Raw genomic sequence first — 16575 nt, forward strand, 5'->3', positions numbered from 1 at the left:
TAAACCCTAAATAATGATCTATTATTAATTTCACCTTTATGACATCTAACTCTTTTCAAAAACCTTTACGAAAAAAAGAAAACTCTGTGCATCATCAAAAAAACAATCAAGAAAAAGAAGATATAAATACAGACAGTGATTTACCAGATTTGATTTATGGTTGTTATCCTGTTTTAGCGGCATTAGAAAATAATCACCAATTAAACCGTCTTTATATTATCGGTAAATTGCTTCATGATCCCCGTTTTGAGTCGTTATTATCCCAAGCAAAAGCTAATGGTACAGTTATTGATGTAGTTGATAATAATCGTCTTAGTCAGATTACTAACTTTGCGAATCATCAAGGAGTTGCGGCTACTGTCGCCCCTTATGAATATTTAGAGTTACCAGAATTAATTAGTCAAGCAAAAAATAATAGTGATAATCCAGTAATCATAATAGCAGACGGAATCAATGATCCCCATAATTTAGGTGCAATAATTCGCACAGCAGAGGCTTTAGGAATGCAAGGATTAATTATCCCTCAAAGAAGAGCCGTAGGTGTTACTTCTACCGTCAAAAAGGTTGCGGCTGGGGCATTAGAATATTTTTCCGTTGCAAGGGTAGTCAATTTACAAAATGCCATCGTTGAATTAAAAGAAGCGGGTTTTTGGATTTATGGCACAATTGCAGATAGTGGTAATGTTTTACACAAAACAAAACTAGAAGGAGCGATAGGGTTAGTAGTAGGCTCTGAAGAAAAAGGTATTAGTCAATCCACAGCTAAATCTTGTGATTTTTTGGTATCTATTCCCATGATGGGAAAAACTCCTAGTCTTAATGCCTCCGTTGCCACTGCAATTTGTCTTTATGAAGTGCGTCGTCAGCAACTTTTAAGTCAATAAAAATGGGTAAATCTCCTCCTTGTCAATATATTGGAGTAAAAACTAAAGTAAAAGTAAACTTCACCGAGTAAAAATATTTCATCGTTAAGATAAACTTAGTCAATTAATCAAATCATCGACTATCATTCAAAAAAAACTCGAAATAATCGAATCAGAGGAAAATTACATGAAAGAATTGTTAATTAGGATATTAGACTTATTTGGACTTGCTTGTTGGTTAGAAATTAGTACAGAAATCCCTAGATGTATTTACTATTTTGGCCCTTTTTTAACTCTAAAAGAAGCTAAATCCACACAGGATGGATATATTGAAGATTTAACTGAAGAAGGTGCTAAAAATATAGTAGTTACGGTTAAACGTTGTAAGCCTAAAGAGTTGACTATTTTTGATGACTTGGGGGAGTCGAAAAATTTTTCGGCAATTTTACCTTCAAAAAATGAAATTCAAACCGCTTCATTTTAAGAATTATTAAAATTGAAAGATTAAGCCAAAAGGGAGAAAAAAGGAAGAAAAGATAAATCAAGTAATGTGTTTTTATTCTTTCAGATAAAATTCATAATTGACGAGGAAAACTTTACTCAGATCTTGTATTAAAATAAAAATACTTATTAAATAAACGACTTCCTCTCTCCTTCATCAACTTATCATGTCTGACAAAAAAGCCATTGTTTTATTATCGGGAGGTTTAGATTCCGCCACCAGTGCCGCTATTGCCATTCAAGCAGGATACAATACCATTGCTTTATCATTTCGTTATGGGCAAAAACATGCAAAAGAGTTAGAAATTGCCCAAAAATTAGCTCCAAAATTAGGTATTAAACAGCATTATATTATTGATGTTAATTTATCATTATGGGGTGGATCTTCTTTAACGGATCAAAAAATGGAGATTCCTGAAGATGGTGTTAAACCCCATGAAATTCCCTCTACTTATGTACCCGGACGAAATACGGTTTTTATTGCCATTGCCCTTTCTTTAGCAGAAGCTAAGGAAGCCGAAGCAATTTATCTTGGTATTAATGCGGTAGATTATTCAGGGTATCCTGATTGTCGTCCAGAATATTTAAAAACCTTTCAAGAATTAGCCAATTTATCATCAAAAGTTGGTGTTGAAGGCAAACCACCTCAATTAATTGCGCCTTTAATCGAATTATCAAAACAAGACATTGTCAAAAAAGCCCTAAGTTTAGGCGTACCTATACAAGAAACATGGTCATGTTATCAAGGAGGAGAAAAACCTTGCGGTGTGTGTGATTCTTGTCGTATTCGCAACGATGCTTTAATCAAGGCAGGTTGTACTAATTTAATCGACATTCCTAAAAATTCGGGGAAAAATCTCAAATTTTACGAGGCAACAACGGTTTTAGCCACCGAAAATTTAATTTGTGAAGATGTTTAATGCAGTTTAATTGACAAGGGATAATGGACAATGGACAATGGATTATAAACCATTTAAAAATAACATAAAAGTATAAAAATATGAGATTATTACGTCCGATTCTCTCCTTAGTTTTGGTTTTAGTAACCACCTTGTTAGTTAGTTGTAGCGGCCCTAGTCAAGCTAAAATTCCCACAGTTTATAGCCCAGAAAAAATAGTACAATTACAATCTTATCGTGAGCCTATTGCCTCCGCACGAGAAAGTATGGAAACTCTTAAAGGCTTTATCCAAGAACAAAATTGGACAGATACAAGAACTTTCATTCATGGCCCATTTGGTGCATTACGTCAAGATATGTCCATTGCGTCCAAAAAACTATTACAAAAAGATCAAAAACCAGCACAAGATTTAGCCAAAGAATTATTTGGACATTTTGAAAAAATTGATGCTGCGGCAAAAGCTCGTAATTCTCTTTTAGCTCAAGAACAGTACATAGAAGCTATTAAAGATTTTGATAGTTATTTGAATTTAATTCCTACTAATAACTAATTATTTATAATCAATTAACAATTAACAGTTAATCATGTAATTATTCATTATAATAAATAAATTAGGCTCTTATGAATGTTACTGAAACTTTGTTTTTATCAGTTAATTATGAAGTATTTTGCCCACAAATATTGACTATTATAAGAGAATATTTACACTGTGAACAAGTTTTTATTTCTAAATTAAATCAGAAAGAAGAGCAAGAATTTATTATCGATTTTCAAGGAAATAATTATCATAATTTATCTAAAAATAGTCAAGAAAGTTATCAACTTGATCCTCGAATAATACCTTATCTTCAGAGAGAATCTGTAGATTATTATACCCATAAAGATCAATTTAGTCTTGAGGATGATACTAACCCCATAAAAAGAGCAGAATTAGCTATTCCTATTATTATTAAAACTCCTGAAATAAGAGAAATAAGTAATCAAAAATTATGGGGAATTTTGTTTATTTATGATTATAATTATTTACGAGAATGGTTATTAGAAGAAATTAAATTTATTGAGGATATTATTAATCAATTAGTAATAGCCCTAGAAAGAAGTATTTTATATGAAAAATTACAATTTTCTCAAGCCGAATTAGTCAATTCTCAAGTTATCGATGAAGTCACAGGATTAGCAAAATATTCTTCTTTTATGGATTGTTTAGACTATGAATGGTGTAGATTAACCCGTGAAAAACAACCTCTTTCATTGATTTTAATAGAAATAAATTATTCAGGGAATTTGATTAATAATTTGTTAATGGAAATTGGTAATATTATTCAAAAAGAAATGAAACGCCCTACCGATTTAGGCGCTCATTATAAGGCGAATCAGTTAATAATTATGTTACCAAATACAGATAATGTTGGAGCTTTATGGGTTAATGAAAACATCATCAATAAAATTTCTGTTCAACTAAAATCACGTTACGATTATGATTATAAATCTAGTATTATCACTAATATTCCAACGAGAAATATTAATTTTAATAGCATACTTAAAATAGTTGAAAAATCATTAATAAATAATCAAAATTTAACAGAAAAAATTTATAATCAGAATTTAGTTTAATCTCTCCATTAATATAATAAAAAATAAATATAAGGAATAAATTTAAGATGAATATAATTGATAATTTTCGTTTAGGTTTAGCAGTGGCTACCGCCAAAATAGTTACAGGTTTTGTTAAAACATTAAAATTAGGCGCTGCGAGTGTTTTACCCGGAGAAATAGCCAGTCGTTTACATCCTCAATTATTAAATCTTTTATCCCAACAATTAACAAAAGGATTGATTTTAGTTGTCGGTACAAATGGTAAAACTACTACTTCTTTATTATTAAAAGATATATTAGTTAATAATGGCTATAAAATTATTCATAATTCTACTGGTGCAAATTTAATTAATGGCTTAATTACTTGTTTGATAATGAATAGTAATTTATGGGGCAAATTAACCGCAGATTATGCCATTTTAGAAGTAGATGAAAACATTTTACCTTTAGCATTAAAACAGTGTAATCCTACCCATATTTTAGCTTTAAATTTGTTTAGAGATCAATTAGATCGTTATGGAGAAGTTGATACCATTAGTTATCGTTGGCAAAATGCCATTAAACCTTTAAGTAACGACACATTTATTATTGTTAATGGAGATGATCCCACATTATGTTATTTAGGTCAAAATTTATCGCAAAAAGTATCATTTTTTGGTTTAAATGAGCCTGAATTATACTTAGAAGAAATCCCTCACGCAGTGGATTCTATTTATTGTCCAAAATGTGGTGCTTCTCTTGATTATGAAGGAGTTTATTTATCTCATTTAGGTGATTATGATTGTCCAAAATGTGACTTTACTAAAAGTAAATTATCCGTTAATAGTGAAGAATGGCAACAAATTTTAATCGGCGTTTATAATAAATATAATACTCTAGCGGCAGGATTAGTAGCGGAAACTATTGGCATAAAAAGAGAGATTATTAATGATACTATTACTAACTTTAAAGCTGCTTTTGGTAGAGCGGAAGAATTGACAATTAATGATAAAAAAATTCGTATTTTACTCTCTAAAAATCCTGTGGGTATGAATGAGACAATTAGGGCGGTAAATGACATTAAAAAAATTAATTTATCGAGTACTATTTTAATGATATTAAATGATCGTATTCCTGATGGTACTGATGTTTCTTGGATTTGGGACGTGGATACAGAAAAATTGGTAGAAATGGGCGGTAATATAGTAGTTAGTGGAGATCGAGTTTATGATATGGCTTTAAGATTAAAATATAGTATTAATACTCTGAATTCTGAAATGAATTTAGTAGTCGAAGAAAATCTTAAAATTGCTGTAAATCAAGCCTTAGAATTAACTCCTGATAATGAAACCTTGTATATTATTCCCACTTATTCAGCTATGTTAGAAGTGCGAAAATTATTATTAGGTAGAGAGATTTTATAATAAATTATTTATCTTTTATTTTTTTAGTTAAGATAGGAACATAAAAGTTATTTTATTCTGGTATTATAGTTTATGCAGTTAACTTGGTTAGATAGTAATTCATGGTTAATAAACATTGCAGGATTGAGAATTTTACTTGATCCTTGGTTAGTTGATTCTCTTGTTTTTGGTAATTTACCTTGGCTATTTGAAGGAAAAAAACGCACTTTACATCAAATACCTGAAAATATCGATTTTATCCTATTATCTCAAGGTTTAGAAGATCATGCTCATCCTCCCACTTTAAAGATTTTAGATCATAATTTACCTGTAATTGCTTCAGAAAATGGTGCTAAAATTTGTCAAGATTTAGGTTATGCCCAGATAAAAACTTTAAAACATGGCGAAAGTTATATTTTTGAAAACAAAATTGAAATTATGGCGATCGCAGGTTCACCAGTAGGTCCAAATTTGGTAGAAAATGGTTATATTATCAGAGATTTAAGTAGCGATGAATCTCTTTATTATGAACCTCACGGCTTCCATTGTGCCAATTTACAGAGAGAAAATCCAGTAAAAGTAATTATTACCCCATTAACCAACATAAAAATACCATTGATTGGGCCAGTAATTAAAGGACAAGAAAACGCCGTAGAAGTTTGTCGATGGCTAAAGCCCCAATATATCCTATCCACTGCCGCCGCAGGAGATTTAGAATATAAAGGATTACTAACAAAGATACTTAAAGAAGAAGGTACTATCGACAATTTTCGCACCTTACTGACACAAGCTCATTTAAACACAAAAGTAATTGAACCTCAACCTTGGGCAACAGTAACAATAGATAAGGAGTAGGCAAGGGGCAAAGGGGATTAAACCTAAAACCTACTACCTCATACCTGATACCTATTAAGATTTAGCAGATCAATGAGTGCATAATGTCAGTTATTTATGATAGACTTGACCGTCAGGCATAATCGAACCATTAAAATTAACACCCGTAATATTAGCACTACTTAAATCCGCTCCAATGAGGTTAGAATCACTTAAATCAGCAGAAGTTAAATTAGTACGAGCAAAAAAGACATCCATCAACGAGGCATTACGCATTATCGCACCATATAAATTAGCCCGACTCAAATCCACACGATTAAGACGAGCAAAATTGAGGTTAGCTTGAATTAAATTAGTACGCACTAACTTAGCATCAGGCATGGTAGCACTTTCTAAATTAGCCATAGTTAAATCAGCATCCGTCAAATTACCTCTTTCCATTTTGACATTAGAGAGATTCGCACCAATTAATTTTGCACCCTCTAATTTTATATCCGTTAAAGAAGCACCCTTTAAATTAGCTTGAGTTAAATCTGCCCCCGTTAAATTAGCATTTCTTAAATTAACATCCGCAAGATTTGCCCCTACTAAACTTGCCCTTGTTAAATCTGCACCCTGAAGATCGACATTTTTTAAATCCGCTTTATCTAAATTAGCACCTTTAAGATTGGTTGGTTTGCCACGTTTTTCTTGTCTCATATTTGAACCTCTTAAACAAGCACCTTTTAAATTTGCATTACTTAAGTCAGCAGAGCGAAAGTCAACTTCCATCAAATTAGCATCTAATAAATTAGCTAAACTCATTTGTACACTTCTCATGTCTGCTTTTTGTAAAATTGCCCCATGAAATTCACTGCGATGAAGATTTGCACCATCTAAACTAGCTTGATTAAGATTCGCACCACTAAAATTACTTTCCATGAGATTTGCCCGACTTAAATTCGCCCGACTTAAATAAGCAAAAGTAAAATTCGCCCGACTTAAATTAGAATCTTGAAGAATAATACCAATTAAATCCGCCCCTACAAGATCAACTCCAGCTAACATTACACCGCTAAAGTCATTTTCTCCTGATGTATAACGTTGAATAAACTCATTGACTTCCATAGATTTTATGTTAAATTTAGATTATTAATTAGTTAGCATTTTCGATAAAAGTGTTTGATAGATTCCAAAATCGCCGTTACGGTTTGAGCATTATCATCTGGTTCTAATCCTTCTATACCTGAATTAGCAACGTACATTAACTCTTTTTCAATGGTTTTAATATCTTTACCGTGATTTTGAAACATCTTAATTAAAAGATCATCTAAGCTACAAGTTCTTACAATTGACCAATGTTGCTCTGAGGGATGAATTTGATAGATAGCATAAAATAAAAGAATTTTTCCTCGTAGTGGATTTGTATATTGCATAATCTCTTGTTTCAAATCAAAAAGATTATCTAGTTTCAACCAAGGAAGAATTTGCCCTTCAGGAACTCCACTAGGTACTGTGTCAGTACTCATTTTTACTACTAAACTATCTTCTTCCGATTCTGAAGCTGTAACAGTATCAACTTCAGATTCTTGAATGGTTACAGCTTCTTGTAATTCGTGGGAAGTGTCTTGACTTTTCGCTTTGATTAATTTTGTCTCTTCTTCCGAAGCGTTATCATCTGTAATGGCTTCTGTGGTGTCATGTTTATAAAGATAATTTAACTCTCCCACAATGGTGTCAGCAATGAAAGAATAAAAATTTTGACGATTAATTGTCGCCACAATACTATCAAGGGCTTTGCGTAATCTTTTGGCGTTAGGATAAAGTTGATATAGTTCTAAGATGATCTCGTTTAAATCATACATCTCGATGACATTAATATCATTTTCCCAATATTGCTTACAAGCAGCAAAGACTAATTTTTTGATTCTCGGAGATTCATCGTGATATTGGATATTTTCCACAATTCGAGCCACTAATTCTGATTCAAATTCATTCCCCTGAGGAGGATTTTGACTCATGGAATCTTCATCTACATTATTATATATTTCCGCCATCCGTTGAAAAACATATTTCGCAATTTTGTTATAAACTTCTTTACGATTTAATGTATTTACCGCTTGGAATAATAACGCTTTTAAATCATCAAGGGTAGGATTATTTTCATAAAGATTCTGTAGTAAAGACTCAAAAGAATAACCATCAATAATCGAAAAGTCTGATTCCCAATATCTCTGACTTACATAAAAAATTAATTTCTTAGCTCTTTTTGCTTCTTTGGAATGACTTAACTCTTGGGCAATACTAGGGATTATATCTGACGATACCATCATAGAATTTCGTCGGGGATAATTTATTTAACATATTCAAATTATAACCAATATTAATTTAATAAAATAAAAGTTCCTAGTCAAGTTAACCATTAAAAAATAATCTACAATAACCATATCAAGTTAATATTACTTAACAGAGCTTTTATTCCTAAATCCCTCTAAAAAATAGTTAGTCATGATTGGAGAATTATCCCAAGCCAACGAAATTTATCATCTTATTGCCTTCCTTGTCGCCATGAACGTAGTTTTATGGAGTACTCCTGTCGTAAAAAATATAGGACTAAAAAGTGGCCATGTTGATAAACCAGATCCTCGAAAAGTACATCAGAAACCTATTGTACGCATTGGTGGAGTAGCAATTTTTGCCGGAACCACAGCAGGTTTATTGATAGTATGGTGGCTAGGGGGTTTTGGAATATTATCTCCAGATAAAGATGCAGAAATTTGGGGAGTAACCATCGGTGCAATTTTCTTTTTCTTCATTGGTTTAGCGGATGATTTATTCAATTTATCCCCTTCTTCCCGTTTAATAATGCAATCCATCGTATCAGGTTTTGCTTGGTCAAAAGGTGTCAGAATTGACTTTTTTACTCTTCCTTTTGGGGATTTAATTCATATTGATATGTGGTGGATAAGTCTTCCTATTACCATTATTTGGTTAGTGGGTATGGTAAATGCTATTAATTGGATTGACGGTTTAGACGGATTAGCGGCAGGAGTTTGTGGTATTGGTGCGGTGGTTATGTTAATTGTGAGTTTATTTATGAATCAACCGGCGGCAGCTTTATTGGCGGCAGCTTTAGCTGGTGGTGCATTAGGTTTTTTAAAATATAATTTTAATCCTGCTGAAATTTTTATGGGGGATGGTGGCGCTTATTTTATGGGTTTTATGTTAGCTGGTGTTGGTGTCATCGGTTTAGCCAAAACTGCTGCGGTAACTGCTGTAATTTTACCTTATATAATTCTTGCTGTGCCAATTCTTGATATGTCTTGGGTAATTATTTCCCGTGTTATTCAAGGAAAATCACCCTTTTTAGCTGATAAACGTCACTTACACCATCGTCTTTTAGATGCTGGTATTTCTCAGCGTTTAACGGTGTTATTTATTTATTCTTTAACTTTATGGGTAGGTAGTTTCGCTTTAGTTTTTTCTGGTTTTCCTAGCGGTGGTGTTTATGCTTTAGGTGCTACTATGCTCTTGATTTATACTACTTGGCAAGTATGGCGTAATCGTAAAATCAATACCAATACTCGTGATTAATTTTTTCTATTTCGTGACAGAAAGTCTGCGATCGCATAAAATAGAAAAAAGAATCAAATTTATCAAGTAAAATAATGACAGAAGGTTCAACAATCCAGAAAAAAAGCTCTAAAGTAGAAGGGATGAAAGAGCGTAGTAATTTTTTAAGAGAGCCTATAGCTACAGAATTACAACAAGATACAACCCATTTTAGTGAAGACGGCATCCAAATTCTCAAATTTCATGGCTCATATCAACAAGATAACCGAGATAATCGAGTAAAAGGACAAGAAAAAGACTATCAATTCATGTTGCGCACTCGTAACCCTGGTGGTTTTATTCCTCATCAACTATACCTTGCCCTGGAAAATTTATCTGAAGAATACGGTAACAATACATTGCGAGTCACCACAAGACAAGGTTATCAAATCCATGGTATTCTCAAAAAGAATCTTAAATCAGTAATCAGTACTATTGTTAATAGTATGGGTTCAACATTAGGTGCTTGTGGTGATTTAAACCGTAACGTTATGGCACCTCCTGCACCCTATAAAAACCGTGCTGACTATCAATATGCGTGGGAATATGCCGATAAAATTGCTGACTTACTCACTCCTCAAACAGGCGCTTATTATGAAATTTGGTTAGATGGAGAAAAAGCCATCACCGCCGAAGAAGCACCAGAAGTCAAAGCCTATCGTCAAAAAAACTTCAATGGTAGTAATTTTAGCAATTCTGAAGAGCCTATTTATGGCACTTATTATCTGCCTCGTAAGTTCAAATGTTCTGTTACCGTACCGGGGGATAATTCCATTGATGTCTATACCCATGATCTCAGTTTAGTGGTAATTACTGACAAAAAAGGCAATTTACAGGGTTTTAATATTCTCGCAGGAGGCGGTTTAGGGCGCACTCATCGTAAAGATGAAACCTTCGCTCGTAGTGCTGACGAAATTGGTTATGTCCACAAAGATGATGTTTTTGATTTAGTCAAAGCCATTGTTGCTACTCAACGGGATTATGGCGATCGCACAGACAGAAGACAGGCACGGATGAAATACTTAATCAATGATTGGGGGGTAGAGAAATTTACTGCCAAATTAGAAGAGTTTTTCGGTAAAAAATTAGAGGCTTTTAAACCATTACCAGAATGGAAATATGAAGACTATTTAGGATGGCATGAACAAGGAGATGGTAAACTTTTTATTGGTATATCAGTAGAAAATGGAAGAGTAAAAAATGAAGGGAAATTTCAATTAAAAGAAGCCCTTAAAAAAGTCATTGAAAAATATGAATTACCTACCCGTTTAACAGCTAATCATAATATTATTCTCTACGAAATTGAGCCACAATGGCAAGAAGATATAAGCCAAATTTTTGTTAATCACGGTATCGAAATTAACCCTGAAAATGTTAATCATCTTACCCGTTATTCTATGGCTTGTCCAGCTTTACCGACTTGCGGATTAGCTACCACAGAATCAGAGCGTATTTTACCTAGTATTCTCGAAAGAATTGACGCATTATTGAGCAAATTAAACATAGCCCAAGAAAATATCGTTATTCGGATGACAGGATGCCCAAACGGGTGCGCTAGGCCTTATATGGCAGAATTAGGCTTTGTGGGTGATTCTCCTAATGTTTATCAAATGTGGCTTGGCGGTTGCCCAAATCAAACCCGTTTAGCACGAGTTTATGTAGATAAATTAAATATAGCTAACCTAGAGAAATTTTTAGAACCTTTATTAGTCTTTTTCCGTGATAATAAAAAAAATAGCGAAACTTTTGGGGATTTTTGTCATCGTGTTGGTTTTGATGCTTTAGAAAAATTTGCTAATAAATATAAATTCAGTGAGAAAAAAGCAGTTAAAAAAGGTGAAAAATTACCTCGTAAAAAACGAAATGAGCATCGTGTTAGCATCAATGAAGAATGGTATCAAAAATTAAAAATTACTTCAACTCAACAGGAAAAACCTATGAATCAAATAGTAATAGAAGCCTTAGAATCTTACTTTTCTAAATAGGATTTACTCTCATTGATTTTAGTTTTTTAGTTAAAAAAAGAGATAATTTTAACAATTAATAATTAACAATTATTCTACCCTAATTTGTAAATGAATAAATTTAGCTATCAAAGAAAAATACATTTTGCAGATACCGATGGGGCGGGAGTAGTTTATTTTTCTAATTTATTGTCTATTTGTCATGAAAGTTATGAAGAATATTTAAGTTATTTAACTATTAATTTACAGGAATTTTTTACTAATAAATTAATAGCAATTCCCATTATTCACGCTCAAATAGACTTCTTTAAACCCCTTTTTTGTGGTGATATTATTATTATTACCCTAGAAGGTAAATCAATTAATAATAAAGTCTTTGAAATTAGTTACGAAATTTATAAAGATAATGTTTTAATTGCCAAGGCTTTAACTAGACATATTTGTATTAATCCCCACACGAGAAAAACCCAAGAAATTCCTCTTATTATCAAAAAAGAATTAGAAATTTAACCTAAAATTAACCCCATAATTATAGTTTTTCTGCTTATACTGAAATGGTTAAAACTTAGATAATTTTTATTTTTAAATATGTTTGAAAATATTGTAATTCCGAATCCTTGTGCTGAAAAACCTTCATTTATTCGCCCTCGAAAAGGAGTTATCATCGGTTTAGGGCAGGTTGGTTTAGCTTGTGCTTATTCCATGATAATTCAAAACTGTTTTGATGAATTAATTTTACAAGACATAGCCATAGATAAATTAGAAGGAGAGGTGATGGATTTATCTCACGGGATGCCTTTTTTAGCCCCAACGGATTTAAAATCAGGTACAGTTGCAGATGTAGGACAAAATGCAGACATAATAATTATTACCGCAGGAGTTGCCCAAAAAGACGGGGAAAGTCGTTTAAGTTTAGTTGAGCGTAATATTGCAGTTTATAAACACATTCTTGAAGATGTGGTTAAATATTGTCCTAATGCAATTATTTTAGTAGTTAGTAACCCCGTTGATATTTTGACTTATGTTACATTAAAAATTACTGGTTTTCCTAGCTCAAGAGTCATCGGTTCTGGTACTGTATTAGATAGCGCTCGTTTTCGTGCATTATTAGCTAAAGAAATGGGTATTGATGCTCGTAGCGTTCACGCTTATATTATAGGTGAACATGGAGATAGTGAAGTAGCGGTATGGAGTACTGCGAATATTGGTGGTGTAAAAATTGTACCCGATGGATGGTCAAATTTAGACAAAGAGGAAGAAAATAAGTTATCAGAAATCTATTTCAATGTCAAAAACGCCGCTTATGAGATTATCAGGAAAAAAGGTTATACATCCTATGCCATCGGTTTAGCCACTACGGATATTGTCAAAGCTATATTATATTCTCAAGAGCGCATTTTAACTGTCAGTGGGTTGATGACGGGATTATATGGCATTGAAGATATATGTTTAAGTATTCCTAGAGTTGTTAACGAAAAAGGTATCTTAAAAACCGTAAATCTAACCCTTGATAAAGAAGAAGAAAGATTATTGCAAGATTCAGCAAAAGTCTTACATGGTATATTTGAACAAATTAAATTTTAACACACAACAGAGTAGGGAATTATCCCTACCCATTAATGATTATTTACCCATACCTAATTGTTGGGCTTTTTGATATACTTTACCTTCGGTTAATAAAGAAGGTGCGATTACCACTTCAACTTGTTGCATTTCCTTAATATCTTTTGCCCCTAATGTACCCATACTGGTTTTTAAAGCACCTAAAAGATTATGAGTACCATCATCTAGTTTAGCAGGTCCGCGCAAAATCTCCGAAATTGTACCCGTTGTACCCACATTAATTCTAGTGCCACGAGGTAAAACAGGGCTAGGAGTCGCCATACCCCAATGATAACCTCTACCCGGTGCTTCTGCACTACGAGCAATAGGTGAGCCAATCATAACAGCATCTGCACCACAAGCGATACATTTACAAATATCACCACCAGTGATAATACCGCCATCGGCAATAATGGGAATATATTTACCTGTATCTTTATGGAAATCATCCCTCGCCGCCGCACAATCGGCAACAGCCGTAGCTTGAGGTACTCCAACCCCTAAAACACCCCTAGAAGTACAAGCAGCACCCGGTCCAATACCGACTAAAATTCCTGCCGCTCCAGCTTTAAGTAATTGTAAAGTTACATCATAAGTAACACAGTTACCGAGAATTACTGGCATGGGCATTTCAGAGCAAAAAGCTGCTAAGTCAAGAGGAGTGATGGTTTCAGGAGATAAATGAGCAGTAGAGACAACGGTAGCTTGAATAAAGACTAAATCGGCACCAGCTTCAGCGACAACTTTACCATATTGGTTAGCCCCAAAAGGAGTTAAACTAACCGCAGCAATACCTCCTTGTTGCTTAATATCTTTGATTCTTTGAGTAATTAATTCAGGTTTAACAGGTACGCTGTATAATTCTTGCATTAAACCCACAAACTCTGATTTCCCAACGGATGCAATACGGTCTAAAATAGGGTTAGGATCTTCATAACGAGTTTGGATACCTTCAAGATTTAATACTCCTAATGAGCCTAATTCTGAGAGTAAAACTGCCATTTTTACATCCACAACGCCATCCATAGCACTAGCAAGAATCGGAATTTCTCTTTCAATACCACCAATAGTAACACGAGTATCTGCTAAAACAGGATCTAATGTACAGTTGCCCGGCACTAAAGCGATTTCATCTATACCGTAAGCTCTTCGGGCTTGTTTTTTACCACCAATTATAATACTCACTTTATTCTTTCTACTATAAGTTATTTGCTATTATTATCAAATTTTCATCGATCATGGCAAATAGAGCAATATTTTCAGGGTTTTTTTTTCTTCAGGATAAAATTGATTAAGATTAAGATAAAACTATTTCCCTTTAATTTTAGGAAGAATAATTTATGTTAGGTAAATTTCAAAAAAGTGAATTGAGAATTGAGGTTAAAGCCACAGAAACAACTTTTCGTGATTATTTATTAGACATTAATAAGTTAAAATGCTGGTTTTTCCCTCTAAAATTTCCTAAAAAATCCCCTCAAAAATTGTCATTAAATGATTCATTTAGTTTTTATTTAGGCTTAATTGAAGTTAAAAATAAAGTTGATTTTATTGATAGTAATTGTATTCGTTTTATATTAAGTGGAGGTATTGATGGCTATCAAGAATGGACTTGGGGTGATGGTTGGATTCAATCTCGTTTAGAAGGAATTTCTGTTTTACCTCTTAATTTAGGACAAACTTTTAATTTATTACGCCTCAAATCTTCCATTAAACCTAATATCATTTAATGTAAAAAATTTAAGTATAATTAATGTTTAAATAGATTAAACTTACTCACCAATCATAAACCTAGAATGGGCAATACTCACAAATTATAAAAATAGTGGTACAAAATAATGTCAAATTATTAATTTAGTAGTATAGTTAATTGTTAGTTGCTAATTTTATTGCCTATGTTAGCTAGAGTTTGGAGTGCTACTATTGTCGGTGTTGATGCGGTAAAAGTTGGGGTTGAAGTTGACGTATCGGGAGGCTTACCTAAAATTACTGTTGTAGGATTACCTGATACGGCTGTGCAAGAATCTAGGGAAAGAGTAAAAGCAGCTATCAAAAATTCTGGTTTTGCATTTCCAGTGCGCAAAATTACCGTTAACTTGACACCAGCAGACTTACGCAAAGAAGGGCCAAGTTTTGATTTACCCATTAGTATAGGTATCTTAACCGCATCAGAGCAAGTTGATCCTCAATTATTAAGAGATTATTTATTTCTGGGGGAAATGTCCTTAGATGGCAGTTTACGCCCCATAGCTGGGGTTTTACCGATGGCGGCTACGGCGGTAAAATTAGGCTTTAAAGGGATGATTGTGCCAAAAGATAACGCCCAAGAAGCTGCTGTGGTAGAAGGTATAGAAGTTTATGGGTTAAATAACTTAGACGAAGTTGCTCAATTTTTACAACAACCTGAAAGGTTTATCCCGACAAAATTTAACCCTACTACAGAATTTGAACCATTGTTCAACAATATCAATAATTTAAAAGACGTAAAAGGGCAAAATCACGCCCGTAGGGCTTTAGAAATTGCCGCTTCAGGAGGCCATAATCTCATCTTTGTAGGGCCACTGGGTGCTGGTAAAACCATGTTAGCAAGGCGTTTACCCTCTATTTTACCTCCTTTAGATTTTAATGAAGCCTTAGAAGTATCGCAAATTTACTCAGTGGGAGGATTACTTAAAAATAACGGCTCATTAATACGAGAGCGTCCATTTCGTAGTCCTCATCATTCTGCTTCTGGTGTTGCTCTTGTAGGTGGTGGATCATTCCCTAAACCCGGAGAAATTTCTTTATCTCATAAAGGCATCCTTTTTCTGGATGAATTAACTGAGTTTAAACGTACTGTCTTAGAGTTTCTTCGTCAACCCTTAGAAGATGGTTTCGTTACTATATCACGAGCTAGGCAATCTGTCGCTTTTCCTTCTCAATTTACTCTGATCGCCAGTACTAATCCGTGTCCTTGCGGATACTACGGGGACACTATTCAACCTTGTACTTGCTCCCCACGACAAAGAGAACAATATTGGGCAAAACTATCAGGACCTTTACTTGATCGCATTGACTTACAAGTGGTAGTAACTAGATTAAAACCTGAAGAAATGACGAGACAAAAAACTGGGGAAACTTCGGAAATAGTTAGAGAAAGAGTTTTAAAAGCTAGAGAAAAAGCACAAAATAGGTTTAAAAACGGGAGTTGCTGAATTAAAGTATGATTTTTAGATAAGGTGATGCCGAAGGCACGCTACGCGCACGTATCTTTATTACTCTCTTAAATTATCACAGAGGCGTGCTGTGTACCAGAGCCGACGAGCGATCGCTCGTAACTTGTGTAAGGGATGGGAATATCTTGGA

At 33.5% G+C, this 16575-nt stretch carries 16 protein-coding genes; 13 read left to right on the forward strand and 3 right to left on the reverse strand.

Going from position 1 to position 16575, the window contains the following annotated elements; genetic code table 11:
* The first annotated feature begins 38 nt into the window (after window positions 1–38).
* The 7 genes from rlmB (at window position 39) to ACEW8E_RS08870 (ending at window position 6097) form a co-directional block, all read left to right on the forward strand.
* Window positions 39–884 carry a 23S rRNA (guanosine(2251)-2'-O)-methyltransferase RlmB gene (gene rlmB, locus ACEW8E_RS08840; protein ID WP_373479973.1) on the forward strand — a complete coding sequence of 282 codons (846 nt, stop codon included), beginning with the start codon at window positions 39–41 and terminating at the stop codon, window positions 882–884.
* 166 nt (window positions 885–1050) lie between these two features.
* Entirely contained in the window at window positions 1051–1347 is a 297-nt protein-coding gene (locus ACEW8E_RS08845; RefSeq protein WP_373479974.1) for a DUF1816 domain-containing protein, read from the forward strand.
* 184 nt (window positions 1348–1531) lie between these two features.
* Window positions 1532–2284 carry a 7-cyano-7-deazaguanine synthase QueC gene (gene queC / locus ACEW8E_RS08850; RefSeq protein WP_373479975.1) on the forward strand — a complete coding sequence of 251 codons (753 nt, stop codon included), beginning with the start codon at window positions 1532–1534 and terminating at the stop codon, window positions 2282–2284.
* Between the two features lie 80 nt (window positions 2285–2364).
* Window positions 2365–2814 (forward strand): photosystem II protein PsbQ, encoded by a 450-nt coding sequence (gene psbQ / locus ACEW8E_RS08855; protein WP_373479976.1) that lies wholly within the window; start codon window positions 2365–2367, stop codon window positions 2812–2814.
* Between the two features lie 71 nt (window positions 2815–2885).
* Window positions 2886–3878 carry a diguanylate cyclase domain-containing protein gene (locus ACEW8E_RS08860; protein WP_373479977.1) on the forward strand — a complete coding sequence of 331 codons (993 nt, stop codon included), beginning with the start codon at window positions 2886–2888 and terminating at the stop codon, window positions 3876–3878.
* A 47-nt stretch (window positions 3879–3925) separates the two neighbouring features.
* Window positions 3926–5263, forward strand: a complete 1338-nt coding sequence (locus ACEW8E_RS08865; RefSeq protein ID WP_373479978.1) for a MurT ligase domain-containing protein — start codon at window positions 3926–3928, stop codon at window positions 5261–5263.
* A 72-nt stretch (window positions 5264–5335) separates the two neighbouring features.
* A complete protein-coding gene (locus ACEW8E_RS08870) occupies window positions 5336–6097 on the forward strand; it encodes an MBL fold metallo-hydrolase (protein WP_373479979.1) in 762 nt (253 codons plus the stop codon).
* Between the two features lie 90 nt (window positions 6098–6187).
* On the opposite strand, the gene ACEW8E_RS08875 is transcribed toward ACEW8E_RS08870, so the two are convergent.
* Window positions 6188–7183 carry a pentapeptide repeat-containing protein gene (locus tag ACEW8E_RS08875; RefSeq protein WP_373479980.1) on the reverse strand — a complete coding sequence of 332 codons (996 nt, stop codon included), beginning with the start codon at window positions 7181–7183 and terminating at the stop codon, window positions 6188–6190.
* A 32-nt stretch (window positions 7184–7215) separates the two neighbouring features.
* Window positions 7216–8388 (reverse strand): hypothetical protein, encoded by a 1173-nt coding sequence (locus ACEW8E_RS08880; RefSeq protein WP_373479981.1) that lies wholly within the window; start codon window positions 8386–8388, stop codon window positions 7216–7218.
* Between the two features lie 175 nt (window positions 8389–8563).
* Here ACEW8E_RS08880 and ACEW8E_RS08885 point away from each other — a divergent pair, with 175 nt between their 5' ends.
* From ACEW8E_RS08885 to ACEW8E_RS08900, 4 genes are all read left to right on the forward strand, one after another.
* Complete coding sequence (locus ACEW8E_RS08885) at window positions 8564–9649, forward strand: glycosyltransferase family 4 protein (protein ID WP_373479982.1); 1086 nt, start codon at window positions 8564–8566, stop codon at window positions 9647–9649.
* 71 nt (window positions 9650–9720) lie between these two features.
* Window positions 9721–11652, forward strand: a complete 1932-nt coding sequence (gene sir, locus ACEW8E_RS08890; RefSeq protein ID WP_373479989.1) for a sulfite reductase, ferredoxin dependent — start codon at window positions 9721–9723, stop codon at window positions 11650–11652.
* Between the two features lie 90 nt (window positions 11653–11742).
* Window positions 11743–12141: an acyl-CoA thioesterase gene (locus tag ACEW8E_RS08895; RefSeq protein WP_373479983.1), complete on the forward strand. Its 399-nt coding sequence runs from the start codon at window positions 11743–11745 to the stop codon at window positions 12139–12141.
* A 78-nt stretch (window positions 12142–12219) separates the two neighbouring features.
* Window positions 12220–13215 (forward strand): L-lactate dehydrogenase, encoded by a 996-nt coding sequence (locus ACEW8E_RS08900; RefSeq protein ID WP_373479984.1) that lies wholly within the window; start codon window positions 12220–12222, stop codon window positions 13213–13215.
* 39 nt (window positions 13216–13254) lie between these two features.
* Here the strand turns inward: ACEW8E_RS08900 and ACEW8E_RS08905 are convergent, their stop codons facing one another.
* Window positions 13255–14418 (reverse strand): GuaB3 family IMP dehydrogenase-related protein, encoded by a 1164-nt coding sequence (locus tag ACEW8E_RS08905; RefSeq protein ID WP_373479985.1) that lies wholly within the window; start codon window positions 14416–14418, stop codon window positions 13255–13257.
* Window positions 14419–14573: 155 nt separating this feature from the next.
* Here ACEW8E_RS08905 and ACEW8E_RS08910 point away from each other — a divergent pair, with 155 nt between their 5' ends.
* The gene (locus tag ACEW8E_RS08910; protein WP_373479986.1) at window positions 14574–14960 is read left to right on the forward strand and encodes a hypothetical protein; all 387 of its coding nucleotides are present in this window, start codon (window positions 14574–14576) and stop codon (window positions 14958–14960) included.
* A gap of 165 nt (window positions 14961–15125) precedes the next feature.
* Window positions 15126–16424, forward strand: a complete 1299-nt coding sequence (locus tag ACEW8E_RS08915) for a YifB family Mg chelatase-like AAA ATPase (protein ID WP_373479987.1) — start codon at window positions 15126–15128, stop codon at window positions 16422–16424.
* The last annotated feature ends 151 nt before the right edge of the window (window positions 16425–16575 follow it).

The organism is Geminocystis sp. (assembly GCF_041753295.1).
Classification (GTDB): Bacteria; Cyanobacteriota; Cyanobacteriia; order Cyanobacteriales; family Cyanobacteriaceae; genus Geminocystis.